The sequence below is a fragment of the Paenibacillus sp. J22R67 genome (genome assembly GCF_059692175.1).
On the sequence record NZ_JCAUAX010000002.1, the window covers coordinates 393,527 to 411,262 of the forward strand.

General features: G+C 45.1%; 14 protein-coding genes. 4 read left to right on the forward strand and 10 right to left on the reverse strand.

The window, feature by feature from the left end; all coding sequences use genetic code 11:
• Window position 1: 1 nt before the first annotated feature.
• The 6 genes from AC58VC_RS07900 to AC58VC_RS07925 all read right to left on the reverse strand — a co-directional run bounded on the left by AC58VC_RS07900 (window position 2) and on the right by AC58VC_RS07925 (window position 6,676).
• The gene (locus AC58VC_RS07900; protein WP_497368290.1) at window positions 2–1,627 is read right to left on the reverse strand and encodes an extracellular solute-binding protein; all 1,626 of its coding nucleotides are present in this window, start codon (window positions 1,625–1,627) and stop codon (window positions 2–4) included.
• Between the two features lie 30 nt (window positions 1,628–1,657).
• Window positions 1,658–2,533, reverse strand: a complete 876-nt coding sequence (locus AC58VC_RS07905) for a carbohydrate ABC transporter permease (protein WP_497368291.1) — start codon at window positions 2,531–2,533, stop codon at window positions 1,658–1,660.
• Between the two features lie 12 nt (window positions 2,534–2,545).
• Window positions 2,546–3,445, reverse strand: coding sequence for an ABC transporter permease (locus AC58VC_RS07910; protein WP_497368992.1), 900 nt, complete (start codon window positions 3,443–3,445; stop codon window positions 2,546–2,548).
• Between the two features lie 201 nt (window positions 3,446–3,646).
• Complete coding sequence (locus AC58VC_RS07915) at window positions 3,647–4,642, reverse strand: helix-turn-helix domain-containing protein (RefSeq protein ID WP_497368292.1); 996 nt, start codon at window positions 4,640–4,642, stop codon at window positions 3,647–3,649.
• 8 nt (window positions 4,643–4,650) lie between these two features.
• The gene (locus AC58VC_RS07920; protein ID WP_497368293.1) at window positions 4,651–5,880 is read right to left on the reverse strand and encodes a cache domain-containing protein; all 1,230 of its coding nucleotides are present in this window, start codon (window positions 5,878–5,880) and stop codon (window positions 4,651–4,653) included.
• Between the two features lie 85 nt (window positions 5,881–5,965).
• Complete coding sequence (locus AC58VC_RS07925) at window positions 5,966–6,676, reverse strand: metallophosphoesterase family protein (RefSeq protein ID WP_497368294.1); 711 nt, start codon at window positions 6,674–6,676, stop codon at window positions 5,966–5,968.
• Between the two features lie 335 nt (window positions 6,677–7,011).
• On the opposite strand from AC58VC_RS07925, the gene AC58VC_RS07930 reads away from it, so the two are divergent.
• Window positions 7,012–9,495 carry an S-layer homology domain-containing protein gene (locus tag AC58VC_RS07930; protein WP_497368295.1) on the forward strand — a complete coding sequence of 828 codons (2,484 nt, stop codon included), beginning with the start codon at window positions 7,012–7,014 and terminating at the stop codon, window positions 9,493–9,495.
• Between the two features lie 56 nt (window positions 9,496–9,551).
• Here AC58VC_RS07930 and AC58VC_RS07935 read toward each other — a convergent pair whose 3' ends face one another.
• The 4 genes from AC58VC_RS07935 to AC58VC_RS07950 all read right to left on the reverse strand — a co-directional run bounded on the left by AC58VC_RS07935 (window position 9,552) and on the right by AC58VC_RS07950 (window position 13,150).
• Window positions 9,552–10,511: a hypothetical protein gene (locus tag AC58VC_RS07935; RefSeq protein WP_497368296.1), complete on the reverse strand. Its 960-nt coding sequence runs from the start codon at window positions 10,509–10,511 to the stop codon at window positions 9,552–9,554.
• 2 nt (window positions 10,512–10,513) lie between these two features.
• Window positions 10,514–11,404, reverse strand: a complete 891-nt coding sequence (locus tag AC58VC_RS07940) for an ABC transporter permease subunit (RefSeq protein WP_497368297.1) — start codon at window positions 11,402–11,404, stop codon at window positions 10,514–10,516.
• Window positions 11,405–11,543: 139 nt separating this feature from the next.
• A complete protein-coding gene (locus AC58VC_RS07945; protein ID WP_497368298.1) occupies window positions 11,544–12,314 on the reverse strand; it encodes an SDR family NAD(P)-dependent oxidoreductase in 771 nt (256 codons plus the stop codon).
• A gap of 53 nt (window positions 12,315–12,367) precedes the next feature.
• On the reverse strand, window positions 12,368–13,150 hold the full coding sequence (locus AC58VC_RS07950; protein ID WP_497368299.1) for an SDR family NAD(P)-dependent oxidoreductase: 783 nt from the start codon (window positions 13,148–13,150) through the stop codon (window positions 12,368–12,370).
• Between the two features lie 218 nt (window positions 13,151–13,368).
• Here AC58VC_RS07950 and AC58VC_RS07955 point away from each other — a divergent pair, with 218 nt between their 5' ends.
• From AC58VC_RS07955 to AC58VC_RS07965, 3 genes are all read left to right on the forward strand, one after another.
• Window positions 13,369–15,600, forward strand: a complete 2,232-nt coding sequence (locus AC58VC_RS07955) for a helix-turn-helix domain-containing protein (RefSeq protein WP_497368300.1) — start codon at window positions 13,369–13,371, stop codon at window positions 15,598–15,600.
• Between the two features lie 261 nt (window positions 15,601–15,861).
• Complete coding sequence (locus tag AC58VC_RS07960) at window positions 15,862–16,800, forward strand: ABC transporter permease (protein WP_497368993.1); 939 nt, start codon at window positions 15,862–15,864, stop codon at window positions 16,798–16,800.
• Between the two features lie 18 nt (window positions 16,801–16,818).
• Window positions 16,819–17,694, forward strand: a complete 876-nt coding sequence (locus tag AC58VC_RS07965; protein ID WP_497368301.1) for a carbohydrate ABC transporter permease — start codon at window positions 16,819–16,821, stop codon at window positions 17,692–17,694.
• Window positions 17,695–17,736 lie beyond the last annotated feature (42 nt).

Here is a 17,736-nt window from a genome sequence, read left to right on the forward strand (position 1 = left end):
CTTAGTTTTTAATGAATTTCCACATATCTTTTGCCAAAAAAGCGGTATCTTTCTTCTCGTCGTACCATTTCAAATAGAACTCCTCTAACTTCGCTCCCCCTGACTTCTGCCACATATCCTTGGCATCCGTGAAAGCCTGTTCAACACCGTAAGACGAACCAGAAACAATCGCTTTGCTGTAGAAATCCGAAATCTTGGAAACATTCGTATTCACAACCTTGAGATCCTCTGGCAGCGCCGGCATATGCTCACCATATGTAATTGGAGCATACTGCACATCAGAGCTTAGGTTCGCTTCATTATTCTGCTTAATGAGCTCGATGAAATCTTTCTGCAGCGGTTGGCTTGCATCGAGTTGACTTGCAACACTAGCACACGGTTCCATTTCAATCTGCTGAAGCAGCAGTTGGAAATCGTTATTCCAAGATACTTCTTTGCTGAACTGTTGAATATCTTTCGGTACATAACAACCATTCGCATTTTTCGCAGAGTCGACCTCCGGCGTTCCATAGCGAAGCATTTCCCCCGTTGATTTCGATGCCATGAAATCAATATATTTCATCACAGCTTGCGGATCTTTCGCTTTCGCATTGACGACAGTTGTCATCTGCACAGGGTTGTTCACGCCAACAGCGAAGCGGCCGTATGGGGATTTCGGCAGCTTAATGGCTTTCACCTCTGCGTTAGGTACATTCTTTTTCAGCGGTTCATAGTAGGTAGAGTAGTTAAGGGGATCTACGGTACGACCGACAAAAATACCTGTTTTTCCGTTAATCCAATCCTGCAGTGCTTTCTGACCATTTTTATCCGTCAAGAAGTCTTTGTCCGCTAATCCCGCATCAAATAACCGCTTCTTGAACGTTACGGCTGCTTTGGCTCTTTCCCAATCGTGGACGAGTTTGCCGCCCTCTACAACCCATGAGACATCCTGAAACATGGTACTAATCGTACCGCCAGTTTCACCGCTTAGCGCAATCCCATAGGTATCCTTTTGGCCATTGCCATCCGGGTCATTCTCTGTAAAAGCTTGAGCTACTTTAAACAAGTCCTCCACGGTTTCCGGCTCTTTCAGCCCAAGCTTCTTTAACCAGTCTTCACGAATGAACAAAGCCTGGAAGCCGGTCAATTTCTGTACACGCCCGAATTCGTATTGTTTGCCGTCTGATTTCGTGCTGGCTTTCTTGAGTTCCGGGTATTTCTGCATTAACTCCTTATATGTCGTACTGTATTTCTGAATTAATTCATCAACGGGCATAATCTGTTTCTGCTGAACAAGTTGATCCCTGAAGTTAGCATCGAATTCTTCGATGACGTCTGGGGCATTGCCGGATGCGAACAAAATGTTCAGCTTCTGAACAGATTCGCCCCGCGGAATCGGCACATATTTAGCCGTTGCCGGCCCTGTTTCATTCAACCATTTCGTCCATCTGTTGTTATCGATCGTCCCCATCCCTTGCGGAATGTTGCCACGGTCATAAATGGTAACCGAAATGTTACCTTTCTTCTGGGCGGCTGCTGGTGTTTCCCCTTCTTTATTGCCCCCGTTATTCGAACATGCAACCAGTAGACATCCACAAGCTAATGACAAAGTGGCAGTCGTTACGGCTCTTCTTTTCCAAGTGTTCATTGCCCCCATACCCCTCTACGTGAAATTGAATTATCCTTTAATGGCACCAATCATAACGCCCTTTACAAAATGCTTTTGCAAGAACGGATACACAATCATAATCGGAACCACCATGACAATGATCGCAGCCGAATTGATTTCTTCCGGTGTCAGCCGAATTTGATCCGCAGCATCTGAACTATTCATTTGCGCAAGCATCGTCTGACTCTGAATCATTTGTTGAACCAATACGGATAAATTGTATTTTGTTGTTTCATTCATATAAATCAGGACATTGAAGAAAGAATTCCAATAACCTACGCCATAGAATAGCGCGAGCGTAGTCAAGACTGGCATGGATAGCGGAAGCACAATTTTGGTTAAATACATCCAATCTCCGCATCCGTCTATGCGTGCTGCGTCATCGAGCTCACTTGGGATATTTTCCATGAAAGATCTGAGTACTAACAGGTTAAAGGTACTGACCAATCCTGGGAGCCAAAGCGCCCAATAAGTATTTAATAAACCTAACTCTTTGACTGTTAAATACGTAGGAATCAGGCCGCCGCCAAAAAGTAATGTAAACACAATTGCAAACGTATACAATTTGCGTCCATAAAAATAGGTGCGCGTTAGCGGATAGGCTGCCAGAATCGTGAATGTCATGCTGAGCACGACCCCAACCCCTGTTATCTGGACACTGTTGAGAAAAGCGTGCACAATCGGTGTTCCCATGAACAGCTGCTTGTATGACTGCAAAGAGAAGCCAATTGGGTATAACGACACCCACCCGGAAGCCACAGCATGCGTATCACTGATAGATAAAGACACGATATGGATCAATGGAAACAAGCACGCAAGGGCTGCTATCGTAAGGCATACATAAAATACGAAGACCATGCTCCGTTCACTCGCAGATAATTGCATGATAAGCCTCCTTCACCATAATCCATTGCCGAATTTGCGTGCAATCCGGTTGGTGATGACGACAAGAATCAGACTGACGAAGGACTCGAACAAGCCAATAGCCGCCGATAAACTAAATTGAGAACCCATTAAACCAATCTTGTAAATATACGTGCTGATCACTTCCGAAATATTGGAAACCGTGGAGTTCTGCAGCATAAAGATCTGGTCGAAGCCAACCTCCATCACGCGTCCCATAGCTAAGATAAACATTAAAACGACCGTTGTGCTTATACCTGGCAGTGTCACATGCCAAATCTGCTTCCATTTGTTCGCCCCGTCCAAGCTTGCAGCTTCATATAAGCTTGCATCGATGGAGCTGAGTGCTGCTAAATACACAATGGCGCTGAAGCCGGCTTCCTTCCAAATACCAGATCCTACAAAAATCGAAAGCCATGACCCTTCATGATACATAAACGCGTAGGATTCTCCAAAGAGATACTTCCATAAGACGTTAACCGTTCCGGCTTGCTGAGAAAACACCGTAACGATAATCCCGGCGACAATAATCCATGAAAAAAAGTGAGGCAAGAAAATAAGTGTCTGTACGATTCGTTTAAACCACATTGCTCTAACTTCATTAAGCATGATGGCTAACAGGATGGGAAATGGGAAGCCGATGAAAATCGATAATAAACTTAACAAAAGCGTGTTTCTAATAATCTGAATAGTGGCTGGCGTGCTGAATAACACACGGAAGTTCTCAAGCCCCACCCAAGGACTGTGCATAATACCATCGCCAAAATTGTAATGTTTAAAAGCCATTATACTTCCAAACATGGGCACATATTTGAAGGTAATAAAAAAAACAATAATCGGCGCAAACATGAGATATAACGGAATGTTGCGTCTCCAGATGGCGCTGCGAATCATGCTCACCTCCTTCATTCTTGATGCCCCAGTATCACCTGCAGGTACTTTCCTGAGCACTCTTACAATATACGTTAACGCTCGCTGATGCTTCAATTTGCATTTTTCCTCGATAAACAAAAGTGTTACTAAGACGTAAAAACCGCCCTTCTAGGCATGAAGGGCGGTTCCATTCAATAGGCAATAAACAATTTTCCCCGATAATCATGTTTGTACATGGGCTTGATTCAGCTTACGGAACTCGCCTGGAGTAACCCCTTCGCTTTTCTTAAAGGTCCGAATGAACGAAATGACCTGAAGATACCCCACGTACTCGGCGATGGACTGGACGGAATCCGCTGTATGGATCAACCTTCGTTTGGCCTCCTCGACCCGAATGTGAATCAGGTAATCGACGAAACGTTCGCCTGTCTCCGCCTTGAACAGCTTACTCAGCACCCGGGAGGGCAGCTCAAATTTCTCACTTAAATAATGAAGGGACAAATCCGGATTACTATAGGCTTCTAGCAGATAGGACTTAATTTCACTGATCAAAGAGTGATAATCTTGGGTATTCTGCCATTGCTGCATGGATGCAACAAGCTCATTAAGATACGATGCCAGGCCCTCCTGAATCTCATCGATGAGATCGTAATGCGTCAATTCAGACATTGCCTCTGCTGAAAGCTGCAGCGACCTGTTGCTCTCTCCTCGATCCGGCATATCCTGCTTCAATTTCTCAAGTTCATCAAAGATGTATTGAATGACATCGAGGACTTTCTCCCGTGGAAATTGACCGTTTTTCATCTCCGCAAACATGTCATCAAGATGAGCTCGCCAGCCCGGTTCTGCTGCTCTGACCGCTTTCACTAAAGACTTCACAAATTGTAACTGTCGGTACAAATCACCGCGAGCATGCTGCTGCGACTCTCTGGCATAATAGATATTATTATAACCTTGAACAGTCCGGAATTGCCCGGCTCTCAGCGCATCTTGGTACGAATGGCTGATCTCCTCTGCCTCATTCGCTTCTGTCCCCACATAAATGGATGCCGTAAACTGTAAATTCAATGAAACCCAACTTTTCACAGCTTGGGCAATGGTATCAACGGATGAATAGGACTGATCCGGGTGGACATATAGGATCGCAACCAACTGGTCGGCTTCCTTCCACTCGAACCAAATTGGCACCTGTTCACCTTGCGCAATTTCTTGTATCACCCCATGAATCACAAACTTCGAATGGAGTAGTTGCTGCGAAAATCTTGATAATTATCGATTTCGACAATCATGACAATGGACGACTCAAATGTCTCTGGGAGTTTCAGTTGATCAGCCTCCAGCATCCATTCATCTGGACTCAATGAGAAATTGCCTTCCAGAAGCTCGTAGAACCAATATTTTTTGCGAATCGATAAATCCTCTTGATATCTCTTTTCGTACTGATGTGAGTTTTCCACTAAATTATCTAGAGCAGAAGAAATGAACTGAAATTCGTCATGCGCCGTTTTTTTACCCATCGACAAGCTTCTTTTTAGCGTATAACGATCAATTCGAATCATGATTTCTTCAATCGGCTTATAGTTTCTATGAGTAATGTAAGTTAAAAATAAAATACCAAGAAGCATCAACCCGAGAACAGGCAGCATCCACGCTTCAAAAAAAACAGAAAGCAAGCTCGCTTGCTCTAACGGAGGTACTTTGACCTCAAGTGTCCACCCCGTATAGGGGGATTGCACACTGCTGGTGCCCCAGGTATCCGACTTTGAACTTTTGGCTGGTAAATTCCGTTCAAAGAACGAAGCGCCATCAGCCCCCGCTAATTGAATGGAGTCGGCAGCGTTCGCCTTAATCGTCTGCAGCATGCTGTTAAGGGAACCCACTTGAATATTAATCACGACTACACCGCTCGGTACAGATGACGTAATCGGAATTTGCTTGGCGAGCGAGACCACTTGACCTGGACGTACTTCGCCGAGAAATTGATTGTAATTGCGCGGAGACGTCCATTTGCTGCCCAAAGTGCCATTAAATGCTTTTTGCACAAAGTCGGCATCCGCAAATTGATTGAGCTTAAATATGGAATTATCTGTGATTACTTCATTATTTTCTTTCTTGTATATATACACGTCTCCAGCAAAGGGAAACAGCGTTTTCAGTTCGTTTAACCGCTGCGTAATTTCGTATGCAGCGAATGGTGACGTCAGTTCATGCGAGTTATAATAATTTCTAATCCATTCGTCGGTCAGCATTTGTTGAACGATATAATTTTCAATGGTTTGGAAGGAGGAATCCACGACATTCATCACATGAGCGGTAAAAACATCGTTCGTATTTTGAATTCGTTCTTTTGTTTCTACATTCCATCTGTAATAAAACGCCATGCTGAGAATCAATACAACAAATACGAAAAACGGCATGTACGATAACAGCAGACGGTAAAACCACTTTCTTTGCATGGTCTTCCCCCTATAACGGCAGTTAGAGTAACTTATAACTAAAATAAATTCTCCATAAGTTACATAAACTCCTTCCAACAAAAACTTACTTAAACAGATATACCGCTTGGCTTGGCAGCTCCAGACAATTTAATTGTCCTCCATAAACGGCACCACCATCAATACCGATAATCCGATTCACACCAAAGTAAACATGAAAGTTGTCTGAGTTGCCATGCAGCGTATCTGTGGATGTGTGGCCGAAGATCACGATTTTTTTACCGGAATATCCCGTATGAAATTCATCTCGAATCCACATCAATGTATGCGGGTCCGTTTCGGAAACAGGAGTTCCTGGCTGTACACCGGCATGTACAAAGACATACTCATCCATTTCCATATAGTGCTCAAGATTCGTTATGAATGCCAAGTGCTGTGTTAGAATTTCCGATTGCAGCGTTGGTTTTATGAACGTTTCTGCCTGTTCATCGACCGCGAAATCAGCTTCGGTAAACCCATAGCTTCTAAGTGTCATATCGCCGCCGTTAATTTGCGCCCATCGCTTCCAAGCGCGCTCATCCTCTGTCGTTAATGCTTTAATCATTAAGTCCTCGTGATTACCTTTGAGTACGAGCGCTCCGGCTTCTTTTAGAGCAATAACTTTATCTATGACTCCCTTCGCATTCGGACCACGATCTACATAATCACCAAGCAGAATCAGTTGATCCTTTGCGGGATCATACCCAGCCACTTCCAGCAATCCTTCGAACTTCTCGAGCTCCCCATGAATATCGCTGATGACAAGCATTCTTTCCATCTCGTTCTCCCCCTGATGTCTGGTTTCAATTTTACTAGTATAAAATGAAAAGATCCTATCTGCAATTAGCTCGGGATCTAATAGCCCTCAGCGTGAGAAACTCTTGATTTTCACCGTTTACCGGATGCAGCACAAATAGACCACAAAAAAGGTTGATTCAGCCTAATATTTAAGTTGAAATCGCTTACAAATTCTTTGTCTATCTAACTATAATTTTTATGTAAGCTTGTAAGTACTAGGAGAAAGGGGCGGATAGGATACTGTACTAAGAACGAACTGTTCAAATTAGATGTTTTGCAATCGTATTGAAATCATGGGATAAGAAGGTGTCGTGAATGAAGTGGCTTTTATCCATATTGTCGTTAGTCCTCATTAGCTTAACTTTACTCCCGGTTACACATGCGGAGAATGACGACGTTCATGTAAACCGAACTTCAATGGAACAACAGTCAGAGAAGTTTAATGATTTATTTGATTTACCGCAGGATATGAAAGACAAATTTGACGTTATGATTCGAGAAAATGTGTTTAATGGCGTCTCGGACCATACGTTTGGATTGAACGAGAAAATGAATCGGGCTCAGTTTGCCAAGGTTGCTGCCATTATCTTTGCACTGCCGATTCCTACCACTGTTACACAATCGTCGTTTGCCGATGTGCATGCTGATGACCCAGCTAACGGCTATGCCCTTCCCTATATCGAAGCATTAAGATCAGCCGGGCTTACGAACGGCGTCGACGCGGATGGCAAGCTGTACAACCCGGCGGGCCAGGTAACCCGTCAAGAGCTAGCTGCTTTCTTGATCCGCGGGCTGAAATGGAAGGATTCCGGGATCACACCGACGACAGACAGCACAGTAGACGACTGGGCGAAAAGCTATGTCACGCTGGCGATTCAGAATAAGCTCATGACGAATGTAGCCGTCGGAAGCTTCGGAGGTCAAGCTCCCTCCACTCGTAAGACGCTAGCGCTAGCCAGCTTTGAAGCGAGACTTGCCTTCCAGACTCATGCGAGCCCTGCCTCTGGCAGTCCAGCTGTTGCTCAGCGTTTACCTCCTGGCATTACCGTGCTGCCCACAAAGATTGAACTCGATGAATCGGTTAATCTTAGTGCTGGGGATAACTATTATGACGCCGATGGAAGAGTTTCGACAACGGGGCAGTCGCCGGTGATCGGCCTGAAAGTGACGGGGCCGGATAATTACGAGTTTACCCTGAGCCAAATTGAAACTCTATACAACAGTGGTTATTTGGATATATCGGCTTCAGGAGGCCTTGTACTCGATAACCCCGTTATCGGTCAAAGCTATACCGGACTTGGTAAAATTGTCATTAAGGAGGTCAAGTCTGAGGGAGATGCTTCAATCACAGCTAGCCTTACTCATGTTGGCGATGCAACCGCGAGTCAAACCATTAAAGTCACACCAATGCGCATTCCCACGAGCATTGAAGCTAATACCAAGGATATGGTTGTACTCGCAGAGAATGAACAGCCGCAAGGATTCGCTTTTACAATTAAAGACCAATATGGAAAAGCATTCAGTGCAGCATCCGCTCTCGATAGCACGCCATACATGATCGAATATAAGCTAGAAAGGGTTTCGGGTGGGCCAAGTTTGCAAAGCGCCGGGGGGATTTTTGCATCTCCATGGGATGAAGCCAGTTCCGCCGATTCGGACGAGCACATCCTAACTTGGCAGTTGCCTGTAGACAAAAGCGGTGATCTGAATAAATTTATGTTCAAACCAAACCAGAAAGCGGTAAGTCCAGAAGGCTCACATTATACACTCACAGCTGCCGTAATCAATAAAAATACCGCTGAATCGATCGCCTCGGCTACTGCTGATTTAGCAGTATATAACTGGAAGGATTACGATCCCCTCATGAAGTACGAGTTGGATATGCTTGATGATCATTTTGCCGCAGGAAAATATTTGTTCGACCGCAAATTAATAAGTAGCCCGGATGATGTTGCAACGATGAATACGAAATATGACTATTATGGAAAAGAAATCAACATTATCGCTTCTGACGACAAGAACAGAAGAATCGAAATAACGAAGGTACGCAAAGATGATAAAGGCAAGCCGATTTCCGTCATTCAACAAGTCTCAACCGATACAAACGATTCCATTTTAGCCGCCCCAAGCGTTAATTCATCAGGCATTCCCGTGTATAAAGCGTATGGCATCCAACCGACGGAATTATTTAACGTCAACGTAACCTTCTACACACCAAGCGGATTAAAAACATTAACGAAACAACAAGTGACAGTCGACACTGGCGAGCCGGTAGCCAAAGCGGTAGCGTTGAAAAATACAACCCTACAATTCAACTTAAATACCCTTTATACCATCCTTAAAGCAGACGGAAAATCGGAACAGATAAAAGGCTCCGACTATCTCGAAAGTAACCCCTATGTGTGGGAACTTCTTAAGTTTAGTGACAATAATGGTCAGAGTGTGAAAACCGAAAGTGGTTTCTTTAAATATTTTATTCAGTCAACCGACCAATTCGGCTACAAATATCAGAACACCAGTGATGGTCAAATCACGGATTTCGTAGATAACCTTGATAGGCTGAAAGTTCAAGTGACCATTGATACCGATAATAAATATCCACCTAAGTGGAGCGTCAATGATGAGGCATTAAAGGATAAAATTTGGATTGATGACCAGTTCCGGCTTCATTATGAGCCTGCTGCCCGGAAATCAGATGGGTCCATAGACTATTCGAAGAAAAATTTGCAAAGCTTCAGCATCGAGCTCATTACTCCCTCCATGCAGCGGGCATGGTGTAACGTTACATTAGGTTATTAAGAAATTGAAAGACGCCCTCTCCCATAGCGAAAGGGCGTCTTTCTCTTCTTTGGTTGCTACAATTGAGACCATTTCTTGAATTGATACAGGAAAAATTGCAACGAAAGTATCAACATAGCGAAAGCTAATCCTGATACGATTACGATATAAGGATAAACTTGGATATACTTTGCTCCGTAAGCAATCATCGCGCTCCACTCGCCAGTCTTCGTCTGATAAATAAGGTAGGGCACCTCCCCTGGCACTAGCTTATCTACCATCACCAACGTTTCTGAACCTCCGATAATAATATTGAAAATCGCCAATTGTCCCATAAGGAAGAGCACAAGGATGAATTCGCTTATCGCCATATAAAGCAACTCAAGTCGCATGCTGGAAAAGATATGCTTTAAGATCCTGTGCACGGGCGTCCCGCCCATCAAACGAGATGCGTCTACATAAGGTTTCTGATTGAAAAAGCGAGCTCTTTCCGCAATCTGGTAAGCTAGAGGAAAGACGCCTAGGACGGTCACCATGACGAAAAAGACAATCGTAAACAGCAGAAGGTTGTGTGGATTCGCTTTGTCTATCTCGTTTAAGCCAAGCCCGAAGAACATGCCTGCTAGCGGCGGATACAGAAACAAGAACGCTGGCACGGCAGAGATGACCCATTGCATGGCTCGCAACGCCCCGGCTCCTCTACCCGTCGTCCCCGACCACATGCCAAGTGGGACAGCAAATATAAATCTTAAAGCCGTTAATAATGCGGCATTCACCAATGTGTATTTCAAGCCATTCAGTAGTAAACTCAGAATATCAAATCCTCTATGGTCGCTCCCAAGAAGATAAGTAGCATTCGGTGAGAAAGGGGGTGTACTGAAAGTCATTTTACCGTTGATAATTTCCGTGTGCAAGACGACTTTATCCGCATTCGTAAGACCATGAGGTTTCAGTATCCCGCCGAATACCGCTACTAAAATGATGAATACAAGTATTGCGCAAGCGAAATAAAACGGTTTCGTGGATTTCCTTTTCATGGTCATGCCCCCTCCCTGTTCTGCACGACAAAGAACTTGCCGAGCATCGCATAAAGGATGTGAAAAAGAATGGCCAGAGTCGCCAGAACGATGCAAAAGATCGGTGTGGCGCTTATATTTTGCATTCTTGGACTTACAATGTATCCGCCAAGTCCAAGAATATCGCACATTGCTTCTGCCACTGCCATGCTTGCAAGCGCCAAAGTCGTCGCTTTGAGCAACACAGTCAGCAGGTCGACCCTAATATTCCGGACAATGTGATGAACTAGAACTTCCTTCCATGTCAATCCTTTGGCAAGCGCCGTCGTGATGTACTCTTGCGTCATCTCGCGTTCGATCGCCAATCGCAAAGTACCGTAAATCAAGACCCCAGGTATGAATGCGATCGCAAGAAACGGTATCATGAACGGAATATGATTGCCGTAATGCGCAACCAGAATAACGTTTCTTCCTGTCATTCGAGTCAAGTAAATGGATATAAGCTGAATGAGCACAATCAGCAGGAAGTCCGGGAGCCCGCTCAATACGGCGTGGATCGAATCTATCAATCTCCCTATCGCCCGCCACATCGAAGCCAGAAGTGATAGCAAAACAGACAAGAACACACCAGTGATTAGGCCAGGTATTAGGTAAGTGCAAGTGCGGGCGATCGTTTTCTTTAAAATACTTGTTACGGAAATCTCATAATCTCCGGTGCGAATTATCCCTAAATTACCAAGTGAGTAGGCATGTAAGGAGTCCTTGACGGAAACCCAATAGGTTTGAAATGAAATACCTGATTCCTGCAATCTGTCAGGAACCACATGAATGAAGGCTTTATTAACATGGCTCATTAGAAATACGACTGCTATTGTAAAGAGGCTAAGTAAACCCCACTTCATAATGACTCTCATTATGCTCAAACTCCTACGTATCTATATTTGGATACTAATAGGACAATTGGCGCCTTCTATGTGTGACATAACCAGCCGCCAATAACGAAATAACGGCAGCGAGAATACCCGCTGCCGTTGTTTTACTGACAATAACCTGCTAACCTCGATATATAGGAGCTCCTAAAGGTGCTGAGCGCGCTCCCCCATCCACGGTAATTTCTGCTCCTTGCACGAAAGATGATTCATCGGAGGCTAGGAACAATACCGCACTGGCTATTTCCTCTGGATCGCCCATTCGGTTAAGCGGTATTGTACGCGCCTGTGAACCCTCAAGCTTCGCGGTTTCTTCAGGCGTCGATTTTTTCCAAATCGGGGTGCGCGTTGCCCCTGGCACTACCGTGTTTACACGGATGCCCCGCGGCGACAACTCGGATACCAACACTCTTGCCATGCTGCTGATGGCTCCTTTACTCGCCGCGTAAGCGGCTCTTCCAGGCGCACCGTCTGTTGCTCGCGTTGAACCGGTCAAGATAACGGAAGCCCCTTCCTTCAGATACGGCAGAGCGGATTGTACCGTGAAGAAGGAACCTGTCACGTTAATTTTTAGAACTTCATCGAAAACCGCAAGCTCAGTACCTCCTAAAGGTGTAGCAGACGAAATGCCGGCATTCGCGTATACGATGTCTAGTCCTCCGAAGGTTGCGACGGCATTGGATAATGCATGATCCATGCTCTCAGGATCTGTTGCATCCGCTTGAAAGGCAAGGACACTCGGACCAAGTTCAGCTGCTACCTCATTTAACGTCGTTTGATTTCGGCCAGTAATTACGACCTTCGCGCCTTCTGAGATGAAAAGCTTCGTGGTTGTCAAACCAATCCCGCTATTACCTCCTGTAATTAAAGCCACTTTGCCATCAAGTTTTCCCATTTCACCACTCCTTTGATCCGATGTGTATCCGATTCCCTACCTTCTATAACCAGTTACCAAGCAGAAGCTCCACCGTCAACCGCGTAGTTAACACCTGTGATATAGGCCGCACGATCTGAGGCAAGGAAAGCCGCGAGCTCCACAATCTCTTCAGGTTGACCGAATCGCTTCAGTAGCGTCTTACTAGTTATCGCATTTCGGGCTGCTTGGTTGTCACCAAGGTCGCGGTCACTGGCCGGGGTCAAGACAGGCCCCGAACTGATCGCCACCGCGCGAATCCCATGGGGTGCGCCTTCAAGCGCGAGCTGTCGCGTCATGCCGATAACCCCTGCTTTCGCTGCACAGTGCGCGATCATCGGCGGGGTTTCGCCAGCGATCATGCCGGCTACGGACGCGATGTTGATGATGACTCCCCCACCTCGCTTAACCAGGTGCGGCCATGCGAACTTGGACACGAAGAAAGGGATATCGAGTTCACCGGTTATGGTCGTCCGCCAGTCTTCAATAGAGAAATCAGGCATAGGACCGAAGCGCTGCATAGCCGCGTTATTGTAGACCACATCGAGTCCGCCGAACGCTGCCGCCGCTTCTTGAACGAGCTGCTGGGCCTGTTCGGGGATCGTGAGATTAATCGGTGCGATGCCCTTCATCTCACCGCCGGAGCGACGAACAAGTTCTACTGTCTCGTTGTTGGCATCCACATTGATGTCGCACCCAACGACCTTTGCGCCTTCTCGCGCAAAAACCTGCGCCGCGACGCGGCCCATTCCACCTCCAGTGCCAGTGATCAGCACTACTTTCTTGTCAAGTATTCCTATTGATTGATGGCTAGTCATCGATTCTCCTCCAATGTTTGTAAATCATCTGCAAAGTTTAATATTGTATTAATTTCTCAAAATCATTCATTCGACAATCTATGATTGATAACGATCGGATTACCTAATACAAGCATGATCTATGAAGATTTGGCATATAACGTACGACAGTGAGCGCAATACGAACGTGGCGGAAGTGTTATTTCAATGCCTATGTATTATTTTAGAGGAGCGTTTTTATGACAAAACCATGGTTTTATCGTCTTCTATTCTCTTATTTGCCTGTCTTTTTCATGATTACTTCCGTCCTCATTGTGCTTATTATTCTTTCCATCAGCCAACTGTCCAAAAGAGAAGCTGAAAATGCAAATAAAACATATGCTTTACATATCATGCAGTCGGTGGACTATACCTTGAAGACGATAGACGAATATGTCATTAAGGAATTGCAGACAAATCAGCGAATTGACCAGTTCTTTGACAACAAGTTGGAGGGAAATCCTTATTACTCGGCTTATGAAATCACAGAATTAATTCGGGGGATGATGAATTACAACAAGTTCATTGATTCCGTTTATTTTTACAGAGCTGCAGATCAAATGGTCATTAGTCCCAACACAATGATAGCGGCAGACCGTTTCGGCGATAAAGGGTTTATAGATGAGATGATGAAGAGCCCTTCGCAATATGAACTGACAAACCAGCGAGTCTTCAAAGAATTTACGGAGATGGATGGGCGTAAGGTCGTCATTTCTTTAGTACGAAAGTTTCCACTGTTATCCGGGCAAAAAGGCTTCATTGTCGTCAATATCAGTATGGATTCTATTGTAGGAATGATCCGTGATATGACCAATTCAAAGATCAGCTTCATCCAAGTCTATGATCCCGCAGGCAATCAGCTGTTAGCCTCCGGAAATACACATGCAGCTTCAGGATCTAGGCAACGAGGGTCTGAGCTCACCCGTATCCATTCTGGCTATACGAACTGGGAATACCGCAGTGGACTCAACGATGAATATTTGTATACCTTCACCTCTGTCTTCTCTTATGTATGGATTGGATTGGGGCTGGTTATGGTTGTTCTTGGCGGTGTCTGGATGACCTATGTGACGCATCGTAATTACCAGCCGATTGAGCTAATTATGTCGCGTATCCGCACCTTTTCCGATCTGCAGCCAATGAGTATCGAGGGAAAGAAAAAAGATGAATTCCAGTATATCGATCGCGCCATAAGCAATCTCATGGAATTATCCAGCCGCTACGAGAAGCAGCATGAGGAAGATATCGTGTTCAGGCGGAGGCACTTTTTCAAAGAATGGCTGGAAGGCAGCCGCACAGTCCATTATGAAGACTGGAAGATCGAGATGAATCGGCTGCACTTGCCTTCTGGCTTCAGTCAGCTAGCCGCAGCAGTCATTGAGATGGATAAATACATGGAAATATGCCGAATGTTCTCTCAGAAGGATCAAGAACTTCTGAAATTTGTACTAAGTCGTGTCGTTTATGAAACTGCTGAATCACTTGGCCTCACCGTGTGGGCGGAATGGATGGCTACTCATAGGCTTAGTGTTGTGATATTTGCTGAAGAGAATGTGAAAAGCAGTGAGAAACATGCAGCCAACCTGTGTGAAAATATTCGCTCCTGGGTCGAGCAGCATCTGCCTTTTCGCATTACTTTGGGTGTCGGACATATGGTTGGACAAGTACAGGAGCTGGTTCATTCCTATGAGGCTGCCATCTATGTGCTTCGTTTTAAATCAACCTTAGGGACGAATAGGGTTTTGTACCACTGGGAAGCCGAAGCGTCCGAAGAGAAGGAAATGTATAAGCACTTGCCGCTGATTAAATCACTGGCTCAGTCGTTTCGCTTGGGGGACAAGGGTTGGAAGCTGGCCCTGGAACAAATTTTCACCGAATTAAAAGTTGGTTTATTCTCCTACGATGAGATCCGAAATCTCATGAATTACTTTGCTTATTATTTACACCGAGAGATGATGGAGCTGTCGACCGAGTTGCAAGAGTCATTGCAAATCGCTCTGCCCAAGCTGAACGACGCTACCCAACAGTTCGATACGATTGAAGAACTATATGCCGATTGGTTTCACTTATTAGAAGAAGTCTCTCAGCAGATGGCTGGTATTCGCGAAGTCAGAAGCACGCATGCCATCATGAGCCAAATCCGTGCCTACGTGGAAACCCATTATTCAGATCCTGAGTTGTCGCTTACCTCGCTAAGTGAGCAATTTCAGCTTCATGGCTCGCAGATCAGCCGTGCATTCAAAGAGGAATTCGGGGAAAAATTCGTCGATTATCTCGTTAAGATCCGGATGGAACAAGCACAACTTTTGCTCCAAAGCAGTCGTTACTCCGTCCAGGACATCGGAATTAAAGTCGGGTACACACATGCCATCTCGTTTATTCGCGCTTTCAAGAAATATACGGGTGTTACGCCTGGCGATTATCGGAAGTAATCGCAACAACGCCATTCATCAAGAAAAGTATATCGTTAATTGTTGTTTATTCACCTCTGCACGAATTCACTCAAGCCTTGTACAGCAAGGGTTTCAAGAGAGTTTATACTTTAATTCATGTATATTGAGAATGGCTATCCTTCTGAGGTACATTGATTCCATCGACGGCAAAGGAGCTACTAGATGGTTCAATCTATCCACGAAAGGAGGTGCCACTGAGTGCCACAAACACCGCTAGATAGTACGCAATCAGCCCCCATCATGACAACTCGAAGATATATTCGCCATACTTCCAAGTTGCTGCAGCCCCGTCGACGTTTCAAACAAAATATGCCTTTATTGATTATGTTTGTGCCGGTTATTGCTTACTTCATTATCTTTCGATACTTTCCAATACTAGGTAACATTATTGCCTTCAAGAACTATAACCTGATGGACGGCATCTGGGGAAGCCCATGGGTTGGCCTCAAACATTTCAAGGCACTTTTCACCCAACCCCAGACCCTGACCATCATCCGTAACACCATCACTTTGAGCTTGTTAAGTATCGTTGCCGGCTTCCCTTTTCCAATCATTATTGCCATTCTTTTGAATGAAGTTCGTGCCATACGCTTCAAAAAGATTGTTCAGACGCTGATCTATGTGCCTCACTTCTTCTCATGGGTTATTGTCGGAGGCATTGTCGTTACGATATTCTCCCAACAATCTGGTATCATTAACAAGCTCTTAGAGCTATGGACGGGACACACCACTGCTTTCTTGTATCAGGAACACAGCTGGATAGCGATCTTCCTCGGTTCTGGGATCTGGAAGGAAGCAGGCTGGGGAGCGATCATCTATCTGGCAGCTCTGACCTCAATCGATACGCATCTATACGAAGCTGCCAGTATCGACGGTGCATCCAAATGGAAGCAGATCCGGCATGTCACGCTGCCCGGTATTCGCAGCACGATTATTCTCATGCTGATTCTGAGTATGGGGAACGTCATGGAAGTCGGATTTGATCATGTATACACACTTCAAAATGCCGCTGTTTCGGATGTCTCAAACGTCATCAGCACCTATATCTTTATCGTAGGTGTCCAGGGAGGACAGTTCAGTTTGACTACGGCAGTTGGGTTATTTGAATCTCTGGTCGGCTTCTTCTTCGTCGTCCTTGCGAATCAACTTGCCCGTAAATTCGATCAAGGACTGTGGTAAGAAAGGAGCCTCCCCCTCATGAAATCAACATGGGATGAGAAAGTCTTTTATACAATCAACTATATGTTCCTAGGACTTGCAGCCTTAAGCTGCATCCTTCCCTTACTGCATATCATATCTCTATCTCTGAGCAGCTATCAGGCAATTGTATCCGGGCATGTAACTCTCTGGCCGCAAGGTTGGACAATTGAAGCGTATAAAGCCTTATATAGTGGCACAAATATGGTAAAAGCTTTCCGCAATAGTATCGTTATAACCGTTGTAGGCGTTGTTCTCAGCATGTGGTTTACCATCATGGCGGCTTATCCGTTAGCCAAGAAATACTTCTATGCACGTCGCTTTTTTACACTGGCTATCGTATTTACCATGCTGTTCGGGACGCCACTCATTCCTCTTTTTCTGATTGTAAAAAGTCTCGGCTTATTGGACACTTACGGCGCAATTTGGATGCCGGGACTGATCAGCGCTTTTAATATGCTTGTACTTCGGACCTTCTTTATGAATGTACCTGAAGAGCTTGAAGAGGCAGCACGTATGGATGGTTGTGGCGAATGGCGACTTCTTACTCGGATTATTCTCCCTCTATCCCTCCCAGTCTTGGCAACATTAACTTTATTTTATGGCGTCGGATATTGGAACTCCTTTCTACATGTACTCATGTTTATCAATGACAGCACTCGGATGAACTTGGCGGTTATGATTCAACAAATGGTTGCCAGTCAATCCATTCTTCAAGAACTTAATTCCGTGAGACCGGATGATTTGCAGCAAATGACACCAGAATCCATCAAATCGGCCGGTGTGATCGTACTCATTGTGCCTATGTTAATCGTCTATCCTTTCTTGCAGAAGTATTTTGTAAAAGGGGTTATGATCGGCGCAATTAAAGGATAGGACAATAGACCTTGAAAACGAATTATCTAAGGGGGTATTTCC